The 23,472-nt window shown below is 69.2% G+C and carries 21 protein-coding genes; 17 read left to right on the top strand and 4 right to left on the bottom strand.

Annotated features, from left to right (window positions below):
* Positions 1 to 236: 236 nt before the first annotated feature.
* Genes pheS through argH form a run of 11 tightly spaced genes read left to right on the top strand, consistent with a single transcriptional unit; the run spans position 237 to position 12,715 of the window.
* The gene (pheS, locus tag H7I57_RS16735) at positions 237 to 1,280 is read left to right on the top strand and encodes a phenylalanine--tRNA ligase subunit alpha (RefSeq protein WP_264024764.1); all 1,044 of its coding nucleotides are present in this window, start codon (positions 237 to 239) and stop codon (positions 1,278 to 1,280) included.
* Entirely contained in the window at positions 1,280 to 3,790 is a 2,511-nt protein-coding gene (gene pheT / locus H7I57_RS16730; protein ID WP_264024763.1) for a phenylalanine--tRNA ligase subunit beta, read from the top strand. Before pheS ends, pheT begins: the two co-directional genes overlap by 1 nt.
* Before the next feature lie 5 nt (positions 3,791 to 3,795).
* Positions 3,796 to 4,320, top strand: coding sequence for a GNAT family N-acetyltransferase (locus H7I57_RS16725; protein WP_264024762.1), 525 nt, complete (start codon positions 3,796 to 3,798; stop codon positions 4,318 to 4,320).
* Positions 4,321 to 4,375: 55 nt separating this feature from the next.
* On the top strand, positions 4,376 to 5,410 hold the full coding sequence (gene argC, locus H7I57_RS16720; protein WP_372510246.1) for an N-acetyl-gamma-glutamyl-phosphate reductase: 1,035 nt from the start codon (positions 4,376 to 4,378) through the stop codon (positions 5,408 to 5,410).
* On the top strand, positions 5,407 to 6,603 hold the full coding sequence (argJ, locus tag H7I57_RS16715) for a bifunctional glutamate N-acetyltransferase/amino-acid acetyltransferase ArgJ (RefSeq protein WP_264024760.1): 1,197 nt from the start codon (positions 5,407 to 5,409) through the stop codon (positions 6,601 to 6,603). Before argC ends, argJ begins: the two co-directional genes overlap by 4 nt.
* Positions 6,600 to 7,472, top strand: coding sequence for an acetylglutamate kinase (gene argB / locus H7I57_RS16710; RefSeq protein ID WP_264024759.1), 873 nt, complete (start codon positions 6,600 to 6,602; stop codon positions 7,470 to 7,472). The genes argJ and argB overlap by 4 nt, the downstream gene beginning before the upstream one ends.
* Positions 7,469 to 8,659, top strand: a complete 1,191-nt coding sequence (locus H7I57_RS16705; RefSeq protein WP_264024758.1) for an acetylornithine transaminase — start codon at positions 7,469 to 7,471, stop codon at positions 8,657 to 8,659. The genes argB and H7I57_RS16705 overlap by 4 nt, the downstream gene beginning before the upstream one ends.
* Entirely contained in the window at positions 8,659 to 9,588 is a 930-nt protein-coding gene (argF, locus tag H7I57_RS16700) for an ornithine carbamoyltransferase (protein WP_264024756.1), read from the top strand. The genes H7I57_RS16705 and argF overlap by 1 nt, the downstream gene beginning before the upstream one ends.
* On the top strand, positions 9,585 to 10,070 hold the full coding sequence (locus tag H7I57_RS16695) for an arginine repressor (RefSeq protein ID WP_264024754.1): 486 nt from the start codon (positions 9,585 to 9,587) through the stop codon (positions 10,068 to 10,070). Before argF ends, H7I57_RS16695 begins: the two co-directional genes overlap by 4 nt.
* Before the next feature lie 27 nt (positions 10,071 to 10,097).
* Positions 10,098 to 11,300 carry an argininosuccinate synthase gene (locus tag H7I57_RS16690; protein WP_264024753.1) on the top strand — a complete coding sequence of 401 codons (1,203 nt, stop codon included), beginning with the start codon at positions 10,098 to 10,100 and terminating at the stop codon, positions 11,298 to 11,300.
* Between the two features lie 2 nt (positions 11,301 to 11,302).
* Complete coding sequence (gene argH, locus H7I57_RS16685) at positions 11,303 to 12,715, top strand: argininosuccinate lyase (RefSeq protein WP_264024752.1); 1,413 nt, start codon at positions 11,303 to 11,305, stop codon at positions 12,713 to 12,715.
* A 30-nt stretch (positions 12,716 to 12,745) separates the two neighbouring features.
* Here the strand turns inward: argH and H7I57_RS16680 are convergent, their stop codons facing one another.
* A complete protein-coding gene (locus H7I57_RS16680; protein WP_264024750.1) occupies positions 12,746 to 14,506 on the bottom strand; it encodes an ABC-F family ATP-binding cassette domain-containing protein in 1,761 nt (586 codons plus the stop codon).
* Between the two features lie 92 nt (positions 14,507 to 14,598).
* Here H7I57_RS16680 and H7I57_RS16675 point away from each other — a divergent pair, with 92 nt between their 5' ends.
* The 3 genes from H7I57_RS16675 (at position 14,599) to H7I57_RS16665 (ending at position 18,371) form a co-directional block, all read left to right on the top strand.
* Positions 14,599 to 17,571 carry an acyl-CoA synthetase gene (locus tag H7I57_RS16675; RefSeq protein ID WP_264024749.1) on the top strand — a complete coding sequence of 991 codons (2,973 nt, stop codon included), beginning with the start codon at positions 14,599 to 14,601 and terminating at the stop codon, positions 17,569 to 17,571.
* A 62-nt stretch (positions 17,572 to 17,633) separates the two neighbouring features.
* Positions 17,634 to 18,149, top strand: a complete 516-nt coding sequence (locus H7I57_RS16670; protein WP_264024748.1) for a hypothetical protein — start codon at positions 17,634 to 17,636, stop codon at positions 18,147 to 18,149.
* 9 nt (positions 18,150 to 18,158) lie between these two features.
* Positions 18,159 to 18,371 (top strand): Trm112 family protein, encoded by a 213-nt coding sequence (locus H7I57_RS16665; protein ID WP_264024746.1) that lies wholly within the window; start codon positions 18,159 to 18,161, stop codon positions 18,369 to 18,371.
* Here the strand turns inward: H7I57_RS16665 and H7I57_RS16660 are convergent.
* From H7I57_RS16660 to H7I57_RS16650, 3 genes are read right to left on the bottom strand one after another with little or no spacing between them, the layout of a single operon-like run.
* The gene (locus H7I57_RS16660; RefSeq protein WP_264024745.1) at positions 18,368 to 18,985 is read right to left on the bottom strand and encodes a TetR/AcrR family transcriptional regulator; all 618 of its coding nucleotides are present in this window, start codon (positions 18,983 to 18,985) and stop codon (positions 18,368 to 18,370) included. The two genes, H7I57_RS16665 and H7I57_RS16660, sit on opposite strands and share 4 nt — an antisense overlap.
* A 5-nt stretch (positions 18,986 to 18,990) precedes the next feature.
* Complete coding sequence (locus H7I57_RS16655) at positions 18,991 to 19,818, bottom strand: ABC transporter permease (protein WP_264024743.1); 828 nt, start codon at positions 19,816 to 19,818, stop codon at positions 18,991 to 18,993.
* Positions 19,752 to 20,516: an ABC transporter ATP-binding protein gene (locus H7I57_RS16650; RefSeq protein WP_264024742.1), complete on the bottom strand. Its 765-nt coding sequence runs from the start codon at positions 20,514 to 20,516 to the stop codon at positions 19,752 to 19,754. The genes H7I57_RS16655 and H7I57_RS16650 overlap by 67 nt, the downstream gene beginning before the upstream one ends.
* Positions 20,517 to 20,587: 71 nt before the next feature.
* Between H7I57_RS16650 and H7I57_RS16645 the strand changes: the two genes are divergently transcribed.
* The 3 genes from H7I57_RS16645 (at position 20,588) to tyrS (ending at position 23,061) form a co-directional block, all read left to right on the top strand.
* Complete coding sequence (locus H7I57_RS16645; protein WP_264024740.1) at positions 20,588 to 21,106, top strand: alpha/beta hydrolase fold domain-containing protein; 519 nt, start codon at positions 20,588 to 20,590, stop codon at positions 21,104 to 21,106.
* Between the two features lies 1 nt (position 21,107).
* Positions 21,108 to 21,719, top strand: coding sequence for a DNA-3-methyladenine glycosylase (locus H7I57_RS16640; RefSeq protein WP_264024738.1), 612 nt, complete (start codon positions 21,108 to 21,110; stop codon positions 21,717 to 21,719).
* A gap of 67 nt (positions 21,720 to 21,786) precedes the next feature.
* The gene (gene tyrS / locus H7I57_RS16635) at positions 21,787 to 23,061 is read left to right on the top strand and encodes a tyrosine--tRNA ligase (RefSeq protein ID WP_264024736.1); all 1,275 of its coding nucleotides are present in this window, start codon (positions 21,787 to 21,789) and stop codon (positions 23,059 to 23,061) included.
* The last annotated feature ends 411 nt before the right edge of the window (positions 23,062 to 23,472 follow it).

The raw sequence follows: 23,472 nt of genomic DNA, 5'->3' as shown, positions 1-23,472 counted from the left end.
GGCGGCGAATGTGATCGCAGAGGCGATCAAGGCGGCACGCGCAAGCCGACGGGCAGATGCGGGAACAGTGGTCATGTTCGTCGCCCCCTGTCTCACGTGGGTGCTGAGTCGAGTGTGCGCCTGGTCGGAGCGCAGGTTTCCTGGTTTCGCCAATTTTTTCCGGCGGATCAGCGGGCATCGCGCCGCGCGACAAATGCGTGCGAAGGGCACCCGGACGCATCGCCTATGATCGCCGGGTGGCTGAGCAGCCAGGAGACCTATCAGACGATGCGCTGGCCAGAGCCGCCGGCGCGGCCAGGGATGCCTTCGACCAGGCATCGACCCTGGAGGAACTGGCGCGCGCCAAGACCGAGCACCTCGGCGACCGGTCGCCGGTCGCGCTGGCGCGACAGGCCCTCGGGTCACTTCCGAAAGCCGAGCGTGCCGATGCGGGCAAGCGGGTCAACGTCGTGCGGACCGAGGTGCAGAACTGCTACGACGAGCGCCTGGCGGTGCTGCGCGCCGAGCGTGACGCCTCCGTCCTGGTCGCCGAACGCATCGACGTCACGTTGCCGTCGACCCGGCAGCCGATCGGTGCCCGGCACCCCATAACGATCCTGGCCGAGCATGTCGCCGACACGTTCGTCGCGATGGGCTGGGAGCTGGCCGAGGGCCCCGAGGTCGAGACGGAGCAGTTCAACTTCGATGCACTGAACTTCCCGCCCGATCACCCGGCGCGCAGCGAACAGGACACCTTCCACGTCGCGCCCGACGGGTCGCGACAGGTACTGCGCACCCATACCTCGCCGGTGCAGATCCGTGCCCTGCTCGAGCGTGAACTGCCGGTGTACATCATCTCGATCGGACGCACGTTCCGCACCGACGAACTCGACGCCACCCACACACCGGTGTTCCATCAGGTCGAGGGCCTCGCGGTGGACAAGAACCTCACGATGGCCCATCTGCGCGGCACCCTGGACGCATTCGCGCGGGCCGAGTTCGGACCCCAGGGCCGGACCAGGTTCCGGCCGCACTTCTTCCCGTTCACCGAGCCGTCCGCCGAGGTCGACATCTGGTTCCCGAACAAGAAGGGCGGCCCCGGCTGGGTGGAATGGGGCGGCTGCGGCATGGTCAACCCGAACGTGTTGCGCGCCTGCGGCATTGATCCCGAGGTCTACTCCGGCTTCGCCTTCGGCATGGGCCTGGAGCGCACCCTGCAGTTCCGCAACGGCATCCCCGACATGCGCGACATGGTCGAGGGCGACGTGCGGTTCTCGCTGCCGTTCGGGGTGGGGGCCTGATGCGCCTTCCCTACAGCTGGCTGCGCGAAGTCGTTCAGGCCGGCACCCCGGGCTGGGGCGTGTCGCCGGAAGAGCTCGAACAGGCGTTGATCCGCATCGGCCACGAGGTCGAGGAGATCATCCCGGTCGGTCCGGTCAGTGGCCCGCTGACGGTCGGCCGCGTGACCGAGATCGATGAACTCACCGAGTTCAAGAAGCCGATCCGCGCGGTCAAGGTGGATGTGGGTGAAGCGCAGCCACGTGACCTCGTCTGTGGTGCAACAAACTTCGCTGTCGGCGATCTCGTCGCGGTGGCGCTGCCCGGCACCGTGCTGCCCGGTGACTTCACCATCACCGCGCGCAAGACCTACGGCCGGACGTCCGACGGGATGATCTGCTCGACGTCGGAACTGAACCTGGGCGCCGACCATTCCGGCATCCTGGTTCTGCCGCCCGGAACCGCCGAACCGGGCACCCCGGCGGCCGAGGTGCTCGGCCTCGACGACGTGGTGTTCCACCTCGCGATCACTCCCGACCGCGGCTACTGCCTTTCGGTGCGCGGGATGGCGCGCGAGATCGCCAACGCGTACGACCTCGAGTACATAGACCCCGCCTTCGATCCAGCCCGAGTTCCGCCGCTGCCCGTGGACGGCGAGGCGTTACCGGTGACGATCGAACCGGGAACCGGCGTACTCCGCTTCGGGCTGCGACCGGTCACCGGCATCGATCCGAAAGCCGTGTCGCCGTGGTGGATCCAGCGCAGGTTGCTGCTGAGCGGCATCCGTGCGATTTCGCCGGCGGTGGACGTGACGAACTACGTGATGCTCGAGTTGGGCCACCCCATGCACGCCCACGACCGGAGCCTGATCACCGGCGGCTTCCGGGTGCGTTTCGCCGAGCCGGGGGAGACGGTCGTCACGCTCGACGATGTCGAGCGCCGGCTGGATCCCGCCGATGTGCTGATCGTCGACGACGTCGCCACCGCCGCCATCGGCGGTGTGATGGGGGCCGGGACCACGGAGGTCCGCGACGACACCACCGACGTGCTGCTCGAGGCCGCGGTCTGGGATCCCGCCGCGGTGTCACGCACGCAGCGCCGCCTTCGACTGCACAGCGAAGCCGGCCGCCGCTACGAGCGAACGGTCGATCCCGCCGTGTCCGTCGCGGCGCTGGACCGGTGCGCCGCCCTGCTGGCCGAGATCGCGGGCGGTTCGGTCGAACCCACGCTCACCGACTGGCGCGGTGACCCGCCCGCCGAGAACTGGTCGCACCCGCCGGTGAGCATGCCCATCGACCTGCCCGACCGCACCGCGGGTGTCGGCTACCCGCAGGGAGCCACCCAGCGGCGGCTGACGCAGATCGGTGCCGAGGTGACCGTCGACGGTGATCGGGTCACCGCCATCCCGCCGAGCTGGCGACCCGACATCCGGCAGCCCGCCGACCTCGTCGAAGAGGTGATGCGGCTGGAGGGCCTGGATGTGATTCCGTCGGTGCTGCCGCCGGCTCCGGCCGGACGCGGGCTCACCCCGGTACAGAAGCGGCGTCGGGCGATCGGAAAGTCGTTGGCGCTCAACGGCTACGTGGAGATACTGCCCACCCCGTTCCTCGCCGGCGACATCTTCGACCAGTGGGGCCTGCCCGCCGACGACGATCGGCGGCGCACCACCAGGGTGCTCAACCCCCTGGAATCGGACCGTCCCGAGCTCGCCACCACGCTGCTGCCCGGGCTGCTGGAGGCTTTGACGCGCAATGTGTCCCGCGGGGCGGTCGACGTTGCGCTGTTCGCTGTGGCACAGGTCGTCGAGCCGACATCGCAGACCCGTGCGGTCGACCGCATTCCGAACGACCGCCGACCCACCGATGACGAGATCGCCGTCCTCGACGCGTCGCTGCCCCGTCAGCCACAACACGTCGGGGCGGTACTCGCGGGCCTGCGGGAGACCGCGGGGCCGTGGGGGCCGGGACGGCCGGTGCACCCGTCCGACGCGTTCGAGGCGGTGCGCATCATCGGCAGGGCCTGCGGCGTGGAGTTGACGTTGCGCCCGGCCCAGCGCCTGCCGTGGCACCCCGGTCGCTGCGCGGAGGTGGCGCTCGGCGGTCACGAGGGCTCGGTGGTCGTCGGGTACGCCGGTCAGCTGCATCCCGCGGTCGTCGAGCGCTGCGGCCTGCCCAAGGGTGCCTGCGCACTCGAGTTGGACCTCGACGCGATCCCCATCACCGAACGGCTTCCGGTGCCGTCGGTGTCCCCGTTCCCCGCGGTCTTCCAGGACGTCGCGCTCGTCGTCGACGACGACGTCGCGGCCCAGAGTGTCGTCGATGCCGTCCGCGCCGGCGCCGGGGAGCTGCTCGAAGACGTCCGGCTGTTCGATGTCTACACCGGCCCCCAGGTCGGCGAGGGACGCAAGTCGCTGGCGCTGGCGCTGCGCTTCCGCGCACCCGACCGCACCCTCACCGAGGAGGAGGCCAGCGCCGCCAGGGACGGAGCCGTGGCAGAGGCGGCGGCGCGGGTCAACGCGGCTCTGCGCTCCTGACGTCGATGATCATCCGCGACGAACGCGAATCCGACGTCGCCGCGATCCGCGCGCTCACCGAGGCCGCCTTCGCCGGCGTGCCGCAGAGCCACCAGACGGAGGCGGCGGTGATCGACGCGCTTCGGGCTGCCGGCGCCCTCACCCTCTCGTTGGTCGCGGTCGATGGCGCAGGCGAGGTCGTCGGCCATGTGGCCCTGTCGCCGGTGGCCATCGAAGGTCGCGCCGATCTCGGCTGGTATGGCGGTGGCCCTCTGTCGGTGCGGCCGGACCTTCAGCGCCGCGGCATCGGTACCGCGCTCGTGCGCGCGGCCTTCGAGCGACTACGCGAGATCGGCGCGCGAGGCTGCGTGGTGGTGGGTGACCCCGACTACTACCGCAGGTTCGGGTTCACCGGTGCCAGCCCGTCGCTGGTGATGCCGGGGGTGCCGCCGGAGAACGTTCTGGTGCTGACGGCGGCCGAGGAGACCCCCACCGGGACGGTCGCCTTCCACGAGGCCTTCGACGCCCGGGACGGCACTCAGCGCGGCTGACCCACCCGCGGATAATGAGTTTGCATCTTTCTGCATAACCATGCATCATCGCTGCATGACATCCGTCGCGGTCGCCGGTGCCAGCGGTTATGCCGGGGGAGAGATCCTGCGGTTGCTCCTCGGTCATCCCGCCTACGCCGCAGGCAGGCTGACGATCGGCGCCTTGACGGCGGCGGCGAGCGCAGGCACCACGCTGGCCGAGCATCACCCGCACCTGCTCCCGTTGGCAGGCCGGACGTTGGAACCCACCGAGGTCGACGTCCTCGCCGGCCACGACGTCGTGTTCCTCGGCCTGCCCCACGGACACTCCGCGGCGCTGGCCGACCAGCTCGGACCCGACACGCTCATCATCGACTGCGGCGCCGACTTCCGGCTCACCGAACCCGCCGACTGGGAGCGCTTCTACGGATCCGACCATGCCGGCAGCTGGCCCTACGGACTGCCCGAGCTGCCCGGCGGCCGTGACCGGCTTCGCGGCGCCAAGCGGGTCGCCGTACCCGGCTGCTATCCCACCGCCGTACTGCTCGCGCTGTGGCCCGCCCTGGCCGAGGGGCTCATCGAACCCGCGGTCACCGTGGTCGCCGTCAGCGGCACCTCAGGTGCGGGCCGCGCGGCGAAGGTGGATCTGCTGGGCGCCGAGGTCATCGGCTCGGCACGCGCGTACAACATCGGCGGTAAACACCGGCACACCCCCGAGATGGCGCAGGGGCTGCGTGCCGTCAGCTCGGGCGACGTCACGGTGTCGTTCACCCCGGTCCTGATCCCCACCTCGCGCGGCATCCTGGCCACCTGCACGGGGCGTACTGCCGCACCGGTGTCGCAGCTGCGTGCAGCCTACGAGAAGGCCTACGAAAGCGAGCCTTTCGTATACCTGCTGCCCGACGGTCAGCTGCCGAAGACGGGAGCGGTGATCGGAAGCAACGCCGCCCAACTCGCCGTCGCGGTCGACGAGGACGCCCAGACGTTCATCGCGATCGCCGCCATCGACAACCTCGTGAAAGGTACCGCGGGAGCGGCTGTGCAATCGATGAACCTCGCGCTGGGCTGGTCTGAGACCGACGGACTCTCGACGGTGGGGGTGGCGCCGTGACCCGGTTGCTGCGCACCCAGGGTGTCACCGCACCCGCCGGTTTCCGGGCGACCGGAATCGCCGCAGGTATCAAGGCTTCCGGTGCGCTGGACCTCGCCCTGGTGTTCAACGAGGGACCCGACTACGCCGCCGCGGGGGTGTTCACCCGCAACAAGGTGAAAGCCGCGCCGGTGTTGTGGTCCCAACAGGTGCTGACCACGGGACGGCTGCGCGCGGTCGTCCTCAACTCCGGCGGCGCCAACGCCTGCACCGGCCCGGCGGGATTCCAGGACACCCACGCCACCGCCGAGACCGTCGCGACCGCGTTGTCGGACTGGGGTACCGAGACCGGTGCGATCGAGGTCGCCGTGTGCTCGACCGGTCTGATCGGCGACCGCCTGCCGATGGACAGGGTGCTGGCCGGCGTCCGCGAGATAGTGCACGAGATGGCGGGTGGCCTCACCGGCGGTGAGGAGGCCGCGCGGGCCATCATGACCACCGACACGGTGCCCAAACAGGTTGCGCTGCACCATCAGGACAAGTGGACGGTCGGCGGGATGGCCAAGGGGGCGGGCATGCTGGCACCGTCGCTGGCGACCATGCTCAGCGTCATCACCACCGACGCCGTCGCCGACACCGCAGCGCTGCAACAGGCACTGCGGCATGCCGTCTCCCGCACGTTCGACCGGCTCGACATCGACGGCAGCTGCTCCACCAACGACACGGTGCTGCTGCTGTCGTCGGGCGCCAGCGAGATCACCCCGAGCCAGGACGAACTCGACGACGCCGTGCTGAAGGTGTGCGACGACCTGTGCGCACAGCTGCAGGCCGACGCCGAGGGCGTCACCAAGCGGATCGTCGTCGCGGTCACCGGCGCGGCCACCGAGGACGACGCGCTCACCGCCGCGCGGGTGGTGGCCCGTGACAGCCTGGTCAAGACGGCGCTGTTCGGGTCGGACGCGAACTGGGGGCGTGTGCTGGCGGCCGTCGGGATGGCCCCGGTGACGCTCGACGCAGACCGGATCACGGTGTCCTTCAACGGTTTCCCGGTATGTGTCGACAGCGTCGGCGCACCCGGTGCGAGAGAGGTCGATCTGTCGGGCGAGGACATCGCGGTCACCGTCGATCTGGGGGTCGGAACGGCGTCGGCCGAGGTCCGCACCACCGACCTCTCGCACGCCTACGTCGAAGAGAACTCGGCCTACAGCTCGTGAGCCCGACGACGTACGACAAGGCACAGGTGCTCGCCGGCGCACTGCCGTGGCTCAAGGCGCTGCACGGCAAGATCATCGTGGTGAAATACGGCGGCAACGCGATGACCGACGACACGCTGAAGGTGGCGTTCGCCGCGGACATGGTGTTCCTGCGCAACTGCGGTATCCACCCGGTCGTGGTTCACGGAGGCGGCCCCCAGATCTCCGCCATGCTCAAGAAGCTGGGCATCGCAGGCGATTTCAGGGGCGGCTTTCGCGTCACCACGCCCGAGGTGCTCGACGTCGCCCGCATGGTGCTCTTCGGTCAGGTCGGCCGGGAACTGGTGAACCTCATCAACGCACACGGTCCCTACGCCGTCGGTATCACCGGGGAGGATGCACACCTGTTCACCGCTGTGCGTCGCACCGTGCTGGTCGAGGGGGTGGCCACCGACATCGGGCTCGTGGGCGATGTCGCGCGGGTCAACACCGATGCCGTGCTGGATCTCATCGACGCCGGCCGCATCCCGGTCGTGTCGACGATCGCCCCCGACACCGACGGCCTGGTCTACAACATCAACGCCGACACCGCCGCCGCCGCGCTGGCCGAGGCCCTCGGTGCCGAGAAGCTGCTGATGCTCACCGATGTCGAGGGTCTGTACACGAACTGGCCCGACCGCGGCTCGCTGGTCAGTGAGATCGACGTCGCCGCACTGACCCAACTGCTTCCCACCCTGGAGGAGGGCATGGTGCCCAAGATCGAAGCGTGCCTGCGCGCGGTCGGCGGCGGAGTGCCGAGCGCGCACGTCATCGACGGCCGGGTGGAGCACTGCGTGCTGGTCGAACTGTTCACCGACGAAGGGGCAGGCACGAAGGTGGTGAGCCTGTGACCGAGAACGCGCCGCTGCTGGACCGGTGGTCGGCGGTGATGATGAACAACTACGGCACCCCGCCGCTGGCGCTGGCCAGTGGTGACGGAGCGGTGGTCACCGATGTCGACGGCAAGTCTTACGTCGACCTGCTCGGTGGGATCGCCGTCAACGTGCTGGGACACCGCCATCCCGCGGTCATCGACGCGGTGACCCGCCAGATGAACACACTGGGGCACACCTCCAACCTGTATGCGACCGAGCCCGGTGTGGCGCTGGCCGAAGCCCTCGTCGGGCTCCTCGGTGCGCAGGCCCGGGTGTTCTTCTGCAACTCGGGAACCGAGGCAAACGAGGTGGCGTTCAAGATCACCCGGCTGACGGGCCGCACGAAACTCATTGCCGCCCAAGGGGCGTTCCACGGGCGCACGATGGGTTCGCTCGCGCTGACCGGTCAGCCGTCCAAGCAGGCACCGTTCGCCCCGCTGCCCGGCGACGTCACCCACGTGCCTTACGGGGACATCGAAGAGCTTGCGCGCGTGGTCGACGACGAGACCGCCGCGGTCGTCCTCGAGCCGATCATGGGGGAGGGCGGCGTCGTCGTCCCGCCCGCCGGCTACCTGGTGGCGGCACGGGAGATCACCGCCGCGCACGGCGCCCTGTTGGTGCTCGACGAAGTGCAGACCGGGATCGGGCGCACTGGAGCTTTCTATGCCCATCAGCACGACGGGATCACCCCCGACGTCGTCACCCTGGCCAAAGGGCTCGGCGGCGGACTGCCGATCGGGGCGTGTCTCGCGGTCGGCGCGACGGCCGACCTGCTCACCCCGGGGTTGCACGGCAGTACGTTCGGGGGCAACCCGATCTGCACGGCGGCCGCGTTGGCGGTCCTCGGTGTGCTCGCCGACGAGCACCTGATCGAACGCGCCGACGTGCTGGGCAAGACGATCGTCCACGGCACCGAAGCACTCGGCCATCCCCTCGTCGACCACGTGCGTGGTCGTGGCCTGCTGCTCGGCATCGTGCTCACCGCCGAGGCGGCCAAGCGCGTCGAGATTGCCGCGCGCGACGCCGGTTTCCTGGTCAACGCCGCCGCACCGGACGTCGTCAGGCTGGCCCCGCCGTTGGTCATCACCGAGGCGCAGGTCGAGGCGTTCGTGTCCGCGCTACCGGCGATCCTGGACCGGGCGAGCACCGAGGTGGAGGCCTGATGACCCGGCACTTCCTTCGCGACGACGACCTGACCCCCGAGGAGCAGGCCGAGGTCCTGGCGCTGGCGGCGGAGCTGAAGGCGGCCCCGTTCAGCCGACGGCCGCTCGAAGGCCCGCGTGGGGTCGCGGTGATCTTCGAGAAGAACTCGACGCGGACCCGGTTCTCGTTCGAGATGGGCATCGCGCAACTCGGCGGACATGCCGTGGTGGTCGACGGCCGCAGCACCCAACTGGGCCGCGAGGAAACGTTGGAGGACACCGGCCAGGTGCTGTCGCGGTACGTCGACGCCATCGTGTGGCGGACCTTCGCCCAGGAACGGCTGACCGCCATGGGCTCCGGCGCGACCGTGCCGATCGTCAACGCCCTGTCCGACGAGTTCCACCCGTGCCAGGTGCTCGCGGACCTGCAGACCCTGGCGGAACGCAAGGGCTCCCTGAAGGGGCTGCGGCTGGCCTACTTCGGCGACGGGGCCAACAACATGGCGCACTCGTTGATGCTGGGTGGGGTCACCGCGGGCATCCACGTCACGATCGCCGCCCCGCGCGGCTTCGAACCTCATCCGATGTTCGTGGCCGCCGCCGAGACCCGCGCCCATCAGACCGGCGCCATTGTGACGCTGACAGCCGATCCGCTTCAGGCGGCCGCCGGGGCGGACGTGCTGGTGACCGACACCTGGACGTCGATGGGCCAGGAGAACGACGGCCTCGACCGGGTGCGGCCGTTCCGGCCGTTCCAGGTCAACGCCGCGATGCTGGACCACGCCGATTCCGATGTCGTTGTGCTGCACTGCCTTCCGGCCCACCGCGGGCATGAGATCACCGACGAGGTGATCGACGGCCCGCGCAGCGCGGTGTGGGACGAGGCGGAGAACCGCCTGCACGCGCAGAAGGCACTGCTGGTGTGGCTGCTCGAGCAGGGTTCGCCGTGACCAGCGCCGCGACCCGCGCCGGCCGGCAGGCGAGGATCATCGCCCTGCTCTCGGCACAGTCGGTGCACAGCCAGAGCGAGTTGGCGGCGCTGCTGGCCGACGAGGGCATCGACGTCACGCAGGCGACGTTGTCGCGCGACCTCGAAGAACTCGGCGCGGTCAAACTGCGGGGCGCCGACGGCGGTGTCGGCGTCTACGTGGTCCCCGAGGACGGCAGCCCGGTGCGCGGCGTCACCGGAGGCACCGAACGCGTGTCGCGGCTCCTGGTGGACCTGCTGGTGTCCACCGACGCCAGCGGGAACCTCGCCGTGCTGCGCACGCCGCCCGGCGCGGCGCACTACCTGGCCAGCGCCATCGACCGTGCGGCGCTGCCGTACGTGGTCGGCACCGTCGCCGGTGACGACACCATCCTGGTGATCGCTCGCGAACCGATGACCGGCGCCGAACTCGCCGCCACCGTCGAGAACCTTTCCCGAACCTGAATTTGCCCCACAAGAAGGAGTTTCGTTATGTCCGAACGCGTCATCCTGGCCTATTCCGGCGGACTCGACACCTCGGTGGCGATCAGCTGGATCGGCAAGGAGACCGGGCGTGAGGTGGTCGCGGTCGCCATCGACCTCGGGCAGGGCGGTGAGGACATGGAGGTCGTCCGGCAGCGCGCGATGGACTGCGGTGCGGTGGAAGCCGTCGTCGTCGACGCCCGCGACGAGTTCGCCGAGCAGTACTGCCTGCCTGCGATCCAGTCCAATGCGCTCTACATGGATCGCTATCCACTGGTCTCCGCCCTGAGCCGGCCGCTGATCGTCAAACACCTCGTCGACGCCGCCCGTGAGTACGGCGGCGGAATCGTCGCGCACGGCTGCACCGGCAAGGGCAACGACCAGGTCCGCTTCGAGGTCGGATTCGCCTCGCTGGCACCCGATCTCGAGGTGCTCGCCCCGGTCCGCGACTATGCGTGGACCCGTGAGAAGGCGATCGCCTTCGCCGAGGAGAACGCCATCCCGATCAACGTCACCAAGCGTTCGCCGTTCTCGATCGACCAGAACGTCTGGGGCCGGGCCGTGGAGACCGGCTTTCTGGAGCACCTGTGGAACGCCCCGACCAAGGATGTGTACGACTACACCGAGGATCCGACGATCAACTGGAGCAGCCCCGACGAGGTGGTCGTCGGCTTCGAGCGTGGTGTGCCGGTCTCCATCGACGGCAACCCGGTGTCCGTTCTGCAGGCCATCGAACAACTCAACCAGCGCGCGGGCGCGCAGGGAGTGGGCCGGCTCGACGTCGTCGAGGACCGCCTGGTCGGCATCAAGAGCCGCGAGATCTACGAGGCCCCGGGGGCGATGGTGCTCATCACCGCCCACACCGAACTCGAGCACGTCACGCTGGAGCGCGAACTCGGCCGGTTCAAGCGCAACACCGACCAGAAGTGGGGTGAACTGGTCTACGACGGCCTCTGGTACTCGCCGCTGAAGACCGCTCTCGAGTCGTTCGTGGCCAAGACGCAGGAGCACGTCACCGGGGAGATCCGGCTGGTGCTGCACGGCGGGCACATCGCGGTCAACGGTCGCCGCAGCGCGGAGTCGCTGTACGACTTCAACCTCGCCACCTACGGCGAGGGCGACACGTTCGACCAGTCCTCAGCCAAGGGGTTCGTACACGTGCACGGCCTGTCGTCGAGCCTGTCGGCGCGGCGGGACCTGGCTGGACGTTGAGCATGAGCACAAACGAAGGGTCCCTGTGGGGTGGCCGGTTCGCCGACGGCCCGTCGGACGCACTGGCAGCGCTGAGCAAGTCGACGCACTTCGACTGGGTGCTCGCGCCCTACGACGTCGTCGCCTCCAAAGCCCATGCCCGCGTGCTGTTCCAGGCCGGGCTGCTCACCGAGGAGCAGCGTGACGCCCTGCTCGCCGGTCTGGACAGCCTGGGCTCCGACGTCGAGGACGGCAGTTTCGGGCCGCTGGTAAGCGACGAGGATGTCCACGGCGCGCTGGAGCGCGGGCTCATCGACCGTGTCGGTGCCGAACTCGGCGGCCGACTGCGGGCCGGACGCTCGCGAAACGACCAGGTGGCCACGCTGTTTCGGCTCTGGCTGCGCGACGCGATCCGCCGTGTCGCCGACGGCGTGCTCGAGGTCGTGGGAGCGTTGACCACCCAGGCCGCCGCGCACCCGACCGCGATCCTTCCCGGCAAGACCCATCTGCAGTCCGCGCAGCCGATCCTGCTGGCGCACCACCTGCTCGCTCACGCCCACCCGCTGCTGCGTGACGTCGAACGGCTCGTCGACTTCGACAAGCGTGCCGCGGTGTCGCCCTACGGCTCGGGTGCGCTCGCAGGTTCCTCGCTCGGCCTCGATCCCGATGCCATCGCCGAGGAACTGGGTTTCGACACCGCCGCGGAGAACTCCGTCGATGCCACCGCGTCGCGGGACTTCGCCGCCGAGGCGGCGTTCGTGCTGACCATGATCGGCGTGGATCTGTCCCGGCTGGCCGAGGACATCATCCTCTGGAGCACCACCGAATTCGGCTACGCGACGTTGCACGACGCCTGGTCGACGGGCAGCTCGATCATGCCGCAGAAGAAGAACCCCGACATCGCCGAGCTTGCCCGCGGCAAGTCCGGCCGGTTGATCGGCAACCTGACCGGGTTGCTGGCCACCCTCAAGGCGCAGCCGCTCGCCTACAACCGCGATCTGCAGGAAGACAAGGAACCGCTGTTCGACTCGGTGGCGCAGCTGGAGATGCTGCTGCCCGCGATGGCCGGTCTCGTCGGCACCCTGCGCTTCGACGTGGACAGGATGGCCGAGCTCGCGCCGCTCGGCTACACCCTGGCCACCGACGTCGCCGAGTGGCTGGTCCGCCGTGGAGTGCCGTTCCGGGTGGCCCACGAGGCCGCCGGGGCGGCGGTGCGGGCGGCCGAGGCCCGCGGCGTGGGGCTCGAGGAACTGGCCGACGCCGAGCTGGCCGGCATCCACCCCGAGCTGACGCCCGAGGTCCGCGATGTGCTCACCGTCGAGGGCTCGGTGAACTCCCGCGATGCGCACGGCGGCACCGCCCCGGTGCAGGTCGCCAGGCAACTCGGCGCGGTGCGCGAAGCAGCCGACACGTTGCGGATCCGGCTCCGGCGCTGACGGGTCGTCGACGGCGGCAAGCACAGGTCATCAGCTGTCCTCGGCGGCGGCGAGCCAGGCCTCTTCCAGGGAGTCCTTGCGGGCGAGCAACTCGCTGAGCTCCGCGTTGAGCTCTCCGGCGCGGACATGATCGGCGGCGGCCTGCGCCATCGACTCGTGCAGCGAGGCGATCCGGTCGTCGAGCTTGGCGAGCTGGTTCTCGATGCGCGCCATCTCCTTGCCGGTGCGGCGTTCCCGGGCCGCGGCGGTCTCGCTGCGCGCCGGCGCCGGTTTGGATGACGTCGCGGTGTCGGCCGCGGCGCGGTCGGCGAGGTACTGCTCGATGCCGCCGGGCAGCAGATCGCAGCGACCGTCACCGGTGAGCGCATAGGTCACGTCGGTGACCCGCTCCAGGAAGTACCGGTCGTGCGTCACGACGATCAGCGTGCCGGGCCAGCCGTCGAGGTAATCCTCGATGACGGTGAGGGTGTCGATGTCCAGATCGTTGGTGGGTTCGTCGAGCAGCAACACGTTGGGCTCGTCGAGCAACAGCCGCAGGAACTGCAGTCGGCGACGCTCACCGCCGGACAGCTCGTCGATGCGGGTGGTCAGCTTGTCGCCGACGAACCCGAAGTCCTTCAGCAGCGTGTCCGCGGTGATCTCCCGGCCGCCGGCCAATTCGGCGATCCTGCGGCGACCCTCGACCGCGTCGATGACCCGCTCCGCGCCGTCGATCTCCTTCAGAGCCTGGCTCAGGTGACCGATCCGCAGTGTCAGGCCCCGCTTGACGGTGCCCGCGGCGGGCGGCAACTCGCCGGCCAACAGCCGCAGCACCGACGTCTTTCCGGTGCCGTTGACACCGACCAGCCCGATCCGGGCGCCCGGCCCGATCGACCAGTCGACGCCGTCGAGCAGCGCGCGCGGCGGGTCGCCGACCTGGAGGCGCACCCGGTGCAGGTCGAAGACGTCCTTGCCGAGCCGTGCGGTCGCAAAGCGTTGCAGGACAAGGGAATCCCGTGGCGGCGGCTCGTTGGCGATCAGCTCGTTGGCGGCCTGGATTCGGAACTTCGGTTTCGATGTGCGCGCGGGTGGGCCGCGCCGCAGCCAGGCCAACTCCTTGCGCATCAGGTTCCTGCGCCGCGCCTCCGTGCCCGCGGCAACCCGCATGCGCTCCGAGCGGGCCAGCACGTACGCCGCGTACCCGCCGTCATAGGCGTCGACGACACCGTCGTGGACCTCCCAGGTGCTGGTGCACACCGCGTCGAGGAACCAGCGGTCGTGGCTGACGACCACGAGGGCACGCGCCGGACGTGAGCTCAGGTGCCCGGCCAGCCGGCCGATCACCTCCACGTCCAGATGGTTGGTGGGCTCGTCGAGCACCAGCGCGTCGTGCCCGGCGAGTAGGACCTCGGCCAGCGCGACACGGCGGCGCTCACCGCCGGACAGACCGATCACCTCGGCGTCGAGGTCGAGCCCTGCCAACAGGTGCTCGACGACCGCGCGGGTGTCGGGTTCGGCCGCCCAGACGTGATCGGGCCTGCCCTCGACGATCACCGTGCGCACCGTGGCCCCGACGGGGAAGTCGTCGGCCTGGCGCAGATAACCCACTGACAGGCCCGCGGTGTGGGTGGCCCGGCCCGAGTCCGGATCCTGCACACCGGTCAGCACTTTCAGAAGCGTGGTCTTACCGTCGCCGTTGCGGCCGACCACACCGATCGCGTCGCCCTCCTCGACCCCGAGGCTGACGGCGTCGAGCAACGTGCGGGTGCCGTAGCCGACCGTTGCCCGTTCGAGGTTTATCAGGTTTGCCATCAGGCGCCGATGATAGGCGCGGCCTGTGCCATGATGTCGTCGGCAGGCGGCGGATCAGAAAAGGATGTCTGGCGATAGGGGAGCGTGCGTTGGTGGACCTCTCGACGATCACCGGGCCCGTGGGGCGCATCGTCGCCACCGCCCAGAACGGACTGGAAGTACTTCGCTACGGCGGCCTGGAGACGGGCGCTGTTCCGTCGCCGTTCCAGATCATCGAGAGCGTGCCGATGTACCGGCTGCGCCGCTACTTCCCGCCTGACAGCCGTCCCGGCGCCAAGCCCGCCGGGCCTCCGGTTCTGATGGTGCACCCGATGATGATGTCGGCCGACATGTGGGACGTCACCCGGGACGAGGGTGCCGTCGGCATCTTGCACAAGGCCGGGATCGATCCCTGGGTGATCGATTTCGGCTCTCCCGACAAGGTCGAGGGCGGGATGCAACGCAACCTCGCCGACCACGTCGTCGCGCTGAGTGAGGCCATCGACACCGTCAAGATCGTCACGGGCCGCGACGTCCACCTCGCCGGCTACTCACAGGGCGGGATGTTCGCGTATCAGACGGCCGCCTTCCGTCGGTCCAAGGATCTGGCGAGCATCATCGGCTTCGGGGCGCCCGTCGACACGCTCGCGGCGTTGCCGATGAACCTGCCGGCCAGCCTGGCGCCCGCGGCTGCCGACTTCATGGCCGATCACGTGTTCAGCCGGATCGACATCCCCGGCTGGCTGGCACGGACCGGCTTCCAGATGCTCGACCCAATCAAGACCGCCCAGTCGCGACTGGATTTCCTGCGCCAGCTGCACGACCGGGAGGCGCTGTTGGCGCGCGAGCAACAACGCCGGTTCCTGGCCTCCGAGGGTTGGATCGCCTGGTCCGGTCCGGCGATCTCCGAGCTGCTCAAGCAGTTCATCGCGCACAACCGGATGATGACCGGCGGCTTCTCGATCCGCGGCGACCTGGTGACACTGTCCGACATCGACTGCCCGGTGCTCGCCGTCATCGGTGAGGTCGACGACATCGGCCAGCCGGCGTCGGTGCGCGGCATCAAGAGGGCGGCCCCGCAGGCTGATGTGTACGAATTCCTCATCCGCGCAGGGCATTTCGGTCTCGTCGTCGGTTCGAAGGCGGCGACCCAGACCTGGCCCGCGGTGGGGGCGTGGGTGCGCTGGCTCGATGGCGGCGGGGACATGCCCGAAGGGGTGTCGCCGATGCCGCTGCAGCCGGCAGCGACCACCGAGAGTGGCGTCTCGCTGAGTTCCCGGCTGGCCCACAGCTCAGCGGCCGCGACGGAGATGGCGTTCAGCCTGGCGCGATCGGCGGCAGGTGCGTTCGTCGCCGCGAACAAGTCGGCACGCACCCTCGCGGTGGAGACGGCACGGACCCTGCCGCGGCTGGCCCGCCTGGGCCAGGTCAACGACCACACCAGGATCTCGCTGGGCCGGATCATGTCCGAGCAGGCGCGGGACGCACCTCACGGCGAGGCACTGCTCTTCGACGGGCGCGTGCACACCTACGAGGCCGTCGATCGGCGCATCAACAACGTCGTTCGCGGTCTCATCGGGGTCGGAGTACGGCAGGGTGCGCGCGTCGGGGTGCTCATGGAGACCAGGCCCAGCGCGCTGGTCGCCATCGCGGCGCTCTCGCGCCTCGGTGCGGTCGCCGTGCTCATGCCGCCCGACGCCGACCTGGCCACAGCGGCCCGGCTCGGGGGAGTGTCGGAGATCATCGCCGACCCCAGCAACCTCGATGTGGCACGCGGTCTCGACATGCGCGTCCTGGTGCTCGGCGGCGGCGAGGCCCGCGACCTGCACCTGACCGACGACTCCGATGGGGCGTCGGTGGTCGACATGGAGAAGATCGACCCCGAGCAGGTCGACCTGCCCGGCTGGTACCGGCCGAACCCGGGGCTGGCGCGTGACCTGGCGTTCATCGGCTTCAGCACGATCAGCGGCGAGCTCATCGCCCGCCAGATCACCAACTACCGGTGGGCACTGTCGGCCTTCGGCACCGCCTCGGCCGCCAACCTCAGCCGCAGCGACACGGTCTACTGCCTCACCCCGCTGCACCATCAGTCGGGCCTGCTCGTCAGTCTCGGCGGCGCCGTCGTCGGCGGTGCGCGCATCGCACTGTCGCGCGGGCCGCGCCCGGACCGTTTCCTCCAGGAGATCCGTCAATACGGCGTCACCGTGGTGTCCTACACCTGGGCGATGCTGCGTGACGTGATCGACGACCCGGCGTTCTCACCGGCAGGCAGCCATCCCGTCCGGCTCTTCATCGGGTCCGGCATGCCTGCAGGTCTGTGGAAGCGGGTCCTGGACGTGTTCGAGCCCGCTCAGGTGGTCGAGTTCTTCGCCACCACGGACGGGCAGGCCGTGCTGGCCAACGTCGCGGGCGCCAAGATCGGCAGCAAGGGCCGACCGCTTCCCGGTGGCGGCGAGATCGCGCTGGCCGCCTACGACCCCGAGCACGACCTGATCCTCGAGGACGACCGTGGGTTCGTTCGGGTCGCCGAGGCCGACGAGGTCGGCGTGCTGCTGGCGCATCCCCGTGGTCCGGTCGATCCGCTGGCCTCGGTCAAGCGGGGGGTCTTCGCCCCCGCCGACACGTGGGTGTCCACCGAGTATCTGTTCCGCCGCGACGAGGACGGCGATTACTGGCTGGTCGACAACCGCGACACGGTCATCCACACCGCGCGGGGTCCGGTGTTCGCAGCGGCGATCAACGACGCGGTCGGACGGCTGGGTGCCGTCGACATGGCCGTCACCTACGGCGTCCAGGCCAACGGGGAAACCCTGGCGGTGACGGCACTGGCCCTGCGTCCGGGTGGCAGCGTCCCGTCGGCCGACCTGTCCGAGGCGCTGGCCGAGCTGCCGGTGGGCAACGCCCCGGACATCGTGCACGTCGCGCCCGACATGACCCTCACCGCGACATATCGCCCACTGGCAGCCCCGCTGCAGGAACGGGGGGTGCCGAAGGCGTCCCGTAACGCCTGGTACCGCGACCCCGATACCCATCGGTACAAGCGCTTGACCGTTGCGGTGCGCAGCGAGATCGCCGGCAGTCGGTAGTGATGCCCGGGGGCGGCGGCACTGTTAGGCTCGCGCTGGCTTGCTGTCCACGAGGAGGATCGATGTCCCCACACATCCGGCGCCGCTCCGTCGCGTCCGCGCTCGCGTGCGCCGCAGTGGTCGGCGGACTCGCAGCTGTGTCCGTACCGGCGGCATCGGCGCAGCCGGCCGACTCGTCGGAGACGCCGGCCCAGCCGACGCGCGTGTCGCCGGATCAGGTTCTGATGATCATCTCGCAGGAGTACCAGACGGGCGCCGGCGGCGGACAGGTATCGAAGCTGATCGAGCAGGTGATGAACCTGCGCGCGAAGGGGATTCGGCCTTCGGTGCCCAATGCGTTGGCGTTGCGCGCGGCTCTCGATGCGCGGCCCAACCAGACACCCCTGGTCGAGGCGCTGCAGGCGACGTTGGTCGACCAGCGCAAGCAGTTCGCGCAGCGAGGCGCCCAGGCGCCCGCTCAGGCCGCTCCGCCCGTTGCCACCCCGGGCAGCCCCCACGCACCGATGGGCCCGTCCTGGGGTCCGAACAACCCGATGATCCAGGACGACGCGCCGATCTTCCAGATGCCCGGCCGTTAACGAGCGTCGGTGTCGGAAGACGTTTTGGACGCCCAACTGCTGTCCATCCTGGTGTGCCCGGCCGATCGCGGCCCGCTGCTCCTCGTCGACGGTCACCTCTACAACCCGCGGTTGCGCCGCAAGTACCGCATCGATGACGGCATTCCGGTGCTGCTGATCGACGAGGCCGTCGCCGTCGACGACGACGAGCACCAGCGGTTGGTCGCTGGGGGCCAGTCCTAGGACATCCGCGGTAGTTCGCCGGTCAGATAGCGCTGCAGGTTCGGCGCCACCGTGTCGACGATCTGCTCCACCGGAAGCGACTTGAACGGTTCGAGCTCCAGGATGTAGCGGGCCATCACGATCCCGACCAACTGCGAGACCACGAACTGCACCCGCACCCGCCCGCTGCCCGGCGGATCGTCCACGCGGCTGCCGACCTCCGCGGTGATCACCTCCTGCAGGAAGGCCCGGAACAGCGAGACGTCGTTGCTACCGCCCAGGATCGACCGCAGGGTGGCGATGAACCCCTTGCCCAGCTCGGAGTCCCACAGCGGCAGCAGCAGCGACGGCAGCACCCGACCGATCTGGTCGACCGGGACCTCGCGCAGCGGGCCGATGATCGTCATGGGGTCGATCGGGATGTGGATCGCCGCAGCGAAGAGCTGCGTCTTGGTGCCGAAGTAGTGATGCACCAGGGCGGGGTCCACCCCGGCATCGGCGGCGATCGCCCGGATCGAGGTGTTGTCGATTCCGTTGCGCGCGAACAGCTCACGTGCGCACGAGAGGATTCGATCGCGAGTGTCCGATGCCCCCGGCGGTCGCCCGGGACGTTTGCGGTCCGGAGTGGTCGTCAAGGTGTCTAGGGTGTCCTTCGTCGTAGGGTCGCCGCGGCCAGTCCCAGTGACACCACGGCGAACCCGACGACGACCGCGATGTCCCGCACCGCCACGAACGTCAACTCCGGGTGCGCACCGACCTGCTGCAGTGCCTCAAGAGCGTAGCTGGCGGGCAGCGCGTTGCTGATCCACTGCAGCCAGTCGGGGAGTTGGGCGCGCGGAACGATGATTCCGCAGAGCAGCAATTGGGGCGCGATGACCAGCGGCATGAACTGGACGGCCTGGAACTCGGTGCGCGCAAAGGCGCTGCACAACAGGCCGAGGCCCACGCCGAGGACGGCGTTGACGATGGCGATGAGGATCACCCACCCGGGATTGCCCGCGGTGTCCAGCCCGAGGAACCAGAACGACACCACACACGCCAGGGTGGCCTGCGCGGCCGCCGCGATCGAGAACGCGGTGCCGTAGGCGGCGAGCAGGTCGAGTTTGCGCAGGGGCGTGGTCAGGATCCGCTCCAGGGTCCCGGAGACGCGTTCTCGCTGCATGGTGATCGAGGTGATCAGGAACATCACGATCAGCGGAAACACGCCGAGCATGATCAGGCAGGCGTTGTTGAACGGCGACGGGCCGCCGGGACGCTGGGGCACGTCGGCAAACATGAAGTACATCAGCGCGATGACCAGGCTCGGCACGACCAGAATCATCGCGACGCTGCGGTGATCGGTGGCGAGCTGGCGCAGGATCCGGACCGTCGTCGCGAGGTACGCGCGGGGGCTGAGCGCGTTCAGCCCGTCGTTGCTTCGGTGCCGCGCCGGATGACGGACAGAAACGCTTCCTCCAGTGACTGACATCCGGTGTCCTCTCGCAGTCGGTTCGGTGTGCTGTGGGCCAGAACCTGCCCGTCGCGCATCAGCAACAGGTCCTCGCAGTGCTCCGCTTCATCCATGACGTGGCTGGACACCAGCAGGGTGGTGCCGTTGCGGGCCAGCCGGCCGAACCGCTCCCACAGGTCCACCCGCAGAACCGGGTCGAGCCCGACGGTCGGTTCGTCGAGGACCAGCAGGTCGGGGTGGGCGACGAGCGCGCAGGCCAGCGAAACCCTGGTGCGCTGTCCGCCGGACAGGTTGACGGCCAACGCCTTTCGATGGTCGTCCAGGCCGACGGCGAAGATCGCCTCGTCGACGTCCCGGGTGTCGTTACCGCACAGTGCCGCGAAGTAGCGCACGTTGTCGACGACCCGCAGGTCGGGGTAGATCGTGGGATCCTGGGTGACGTAGCCCACCCGGTGGCGCAGTTCGGGGGAGCCGGCAGGTCTGCCCAACACGGTCACCGACCCGCCGGCCACGATCTGTGTTCCGACGATGCTGCGCATGAGCGTGGTCTTGCCGCACCCCGACGGACCCAGCAGACCGGTGATCGCGCCGGCAGCCACCTGGACGGTGACGTTGTCGACCGCCACCCGCCCGCCCCGCACGACCCGCAGGTTGTTCACCTCCACGGCGGCGGGAGACACCGCCCTCGTTAATTCATCGCGAGATGAAGTCATCACGAGTTGAATACTCCGGCTTCGGAGAGCTCACGTCAATAGCGGGGCGGCACGCCGCCCGTAGGATGTCGGCGATGGTCCGAGAATCGTTGCGCGCCATCCCAGCGGGGATGGTGGACGTCACCGCACCTGTGACGATCGACGGGCTGAGCTACATCGATCCGGACGACCCCGCCATGCCGATGTACCGGGTGATCGCCAACAACCGCAGGCCGGTGGCGTTGCGCGACCTGATGATCGCGCCCGTTCGTAGCGGATATATCGGGGCCGACCCGACCCGCGTGGCCTTCGCCGGGTTCATCCGGGGGGCGTACGTGGGTCCTGCGCCCTGGGACCACCCGTGGGTCAGCCCGATCGAAGGCGACCTGGCCGGCTATCCGACGGCGGTCGTCGTCGCGGGAACCCACGATCCGATCGTCGATTCCGCGCGCGAGTTCGCCCGGCGCATCCGAGCCGCCGGCGGCACTGCCTTCGAGTACTTTCCCAACGGCATGCCTCACGGGTTCTACTCCTTCCCCGGCGTGCACCCGGAGGAGGAGGAGATCGCCTACGGTGTCGCCGCCGACGCCCTCTCCGGTGTGTTCGGGCGCTGACGTGTCGACCGAGCGCCTGGCGGTCGACCCGCTGGCCGCGGCGCAGTTGCTGCTGGGCGCGGTACTGACCGGGCGGGGAGTCGATGCGGTGATCGTCGAGGTGGAGGCCTATGGCGGGCCCGAGGCCGGCCCCTGGCCGGACGCCGCCGCGCATTCCTACCGCGGCCCGGGGCTGCGCAACGCGGTGATGTTCGGGCCGCCCGGATTGCTCTACACCTACCGCAGTCACGGTATCCACGTATGCGCCAACGTCGTGTGTGCGACCGACGGGGTGGCGGGCGCGGTTCTGCTCCGCGCCGCGGAGATCGAGTCCGGCGTGGCGACCGCGCGTGCCCGCAGAGGTGAGCTGGTCCGCCAGACGGCCTTGGCACGTGGCCCGGGCAATCTGTGCTCTGCCCTCGGGATCGCGATGGGCGACAACGGGATCGATCTCTTCGATGCGGCGTCACCGGTCCGGCTGGCGCTGACGGACGAACGCGTCGGCCTCAAAGGGCCGCGGGTCGGCGTGAGCAAGGCCGCCGACCGTCCATGGCGGATGTGGCTGGCGGGCCACCCCGCGGTGTCGGCGTATCGGCGCAGCCCGCGGGCACCGGCTCCCGGCGACAGCGACTAGTACGGAAAGATCGAAACCTGTGACTTCTGCGTCTTCTGGAGCTTCTGCAACGTCTTCTGCAATGCCGATGGCGACCCCGATCCTCGACGAACTGGAGTGGCGGGGGCTCATCGCGCAGTCCACCGACCGCGACGCGTTGGCCGAAGCGCTGGACCACGGCCCGCTGACCGTCTACTCCGGATTCGACCCGACGGCACCGAGCCTGCATGCCGGGCACCTCATCCCCCTGCTCACGCTGCGGCGTTTCCAGCAGGCCGGGCACCGACCGATCGTGCTCGCCGGTGGCGCCACCGGGATGATCGGCGACCCGCGTGACGTCGGCGAACGCACCTTGCAGACCGCCGACATCGTGGCCGACTGGGCCGGCCGCATCCGGGGTCAGTTGGAGCGCTTCGTGGAGTTCGACGAGTCGCCGACCGGTGCCGTGGTCGCCAACAATCTGTCCTGGACCAGTGAGCTCTCGGCGATCGAGTTCCTCCGCGACGTCGGCAAGCACTTCTCGGTGAACGTGATGCTCGACCGCGACACGGTACGCCGCAGGCTCGAGGGTGAGGGGATCTCCTACACGGAGTTCAGCTACATGCTGCTGCAGGCCAACGACTTCGTGGAGTTGCACCAGCGGTACGGGTGCACGCTTCAGGTCGGCGGCTCCGATCAATGGGGCAACATCATCGCCGGCGTCCGACTGGTCCGGCAGAAGACCGGGGCCACGGTGCACGCCCTCACCACGCCGTTGGTGACCGACTCCGAGGGCAAGAAGTTCGGCAAGTCCACCGGCGGGGGCAGCCTGTGGCTGGACCCGGCGATGACCAGCCCCTACGCCTGGTACCAGTACTTCATCAACACCGCCGACGCGGACGTCGTCCCGTACCTGCGCTGGTTCACCTTCCTGTCCGCAGACGAGCTGGCCGAACTCGAACAGGCCACCGCAGACCGTCCCCATGAACGGGCTGCGCAACGGCGCCTGGCACGGGAACTCACCACACTCGTGCACGGGGAGGCGGCGACGGCTTCGGTGGAGCACGCGAGCCAGGCGCTGTTCGGGCGCGGTGAGCTCAGTGAGCTCGACGAAGCGACGTTGGCCGCGGCGCTGCGGGAGGCATCAGTGGCCGCGCTGGCCCCTGGGGCTCCGGACTCGATCATCGACCTGCTCGTCGCCAGCGGGTTGTCCGCAAGCAAGGGAGCCGCGCGCCGGACGCTCGCCGAGGGCGGAGTGTCGGTCAACAACGTGAAGATCGCCACAGATGACTGGGTCCCCCAACCGTCGGACTACCTTCACGGCAAGTGGCTGGTGCTCCGCCGGGGGAAGCGGAACATCGCGGGCGTCGAGCGGGTGGAGTGACTGTCGGGCCGTTCTGACTGGTCAGGAGCTTTTGTCCGCGCACAGGAACAAAACCAGGAAGCCCGGCGTTGAGCCTTCCAGGAGTTGACGCACCGAGGGGTGCGCGCGCTGGGTGCGAATCGGAAGACACGCTCTAGCAGGCCATTTGACTCAGAGTTATCCCTGGCGTAACTTATCGGAGTCGCCGCGACACGGGCCAAAACCCGGAGAGCGCGGCGGCCTCCAGCAGGAAGCGCCACTTCGGTGGGTTCCTGATCGTCCGCATTACGAGCAAGCGGCTTCAAGCCGCGGGTTGGTTGCGCGGCCGAATGGGGTGTGTTGTTTGAGAACTCAATAGTGTGTTTGGTGGTTTTTGTTTGTTGTTGTTTTTGTTTTGGGTTGCGTCCTCTTTTTCCCGTTTGGGGGTGTGAC

This window comes from Mycolicibacterium pyrenivorans (assembly GCF_025821625.1).
GTDB classification, from domain to species: domain Bacteria; phylum Actinomycetota; class Actinomycetes; order Mycobacteriales; family Mycobacteriaceae; genus Mycobacterium; species Mycobacterium pyrenivorans.
The sequence above is the reverse complement of the archived record's forward strand: the minus strand, read 5'-3'. Positions and strand labels throughout refer to the sequence as shown.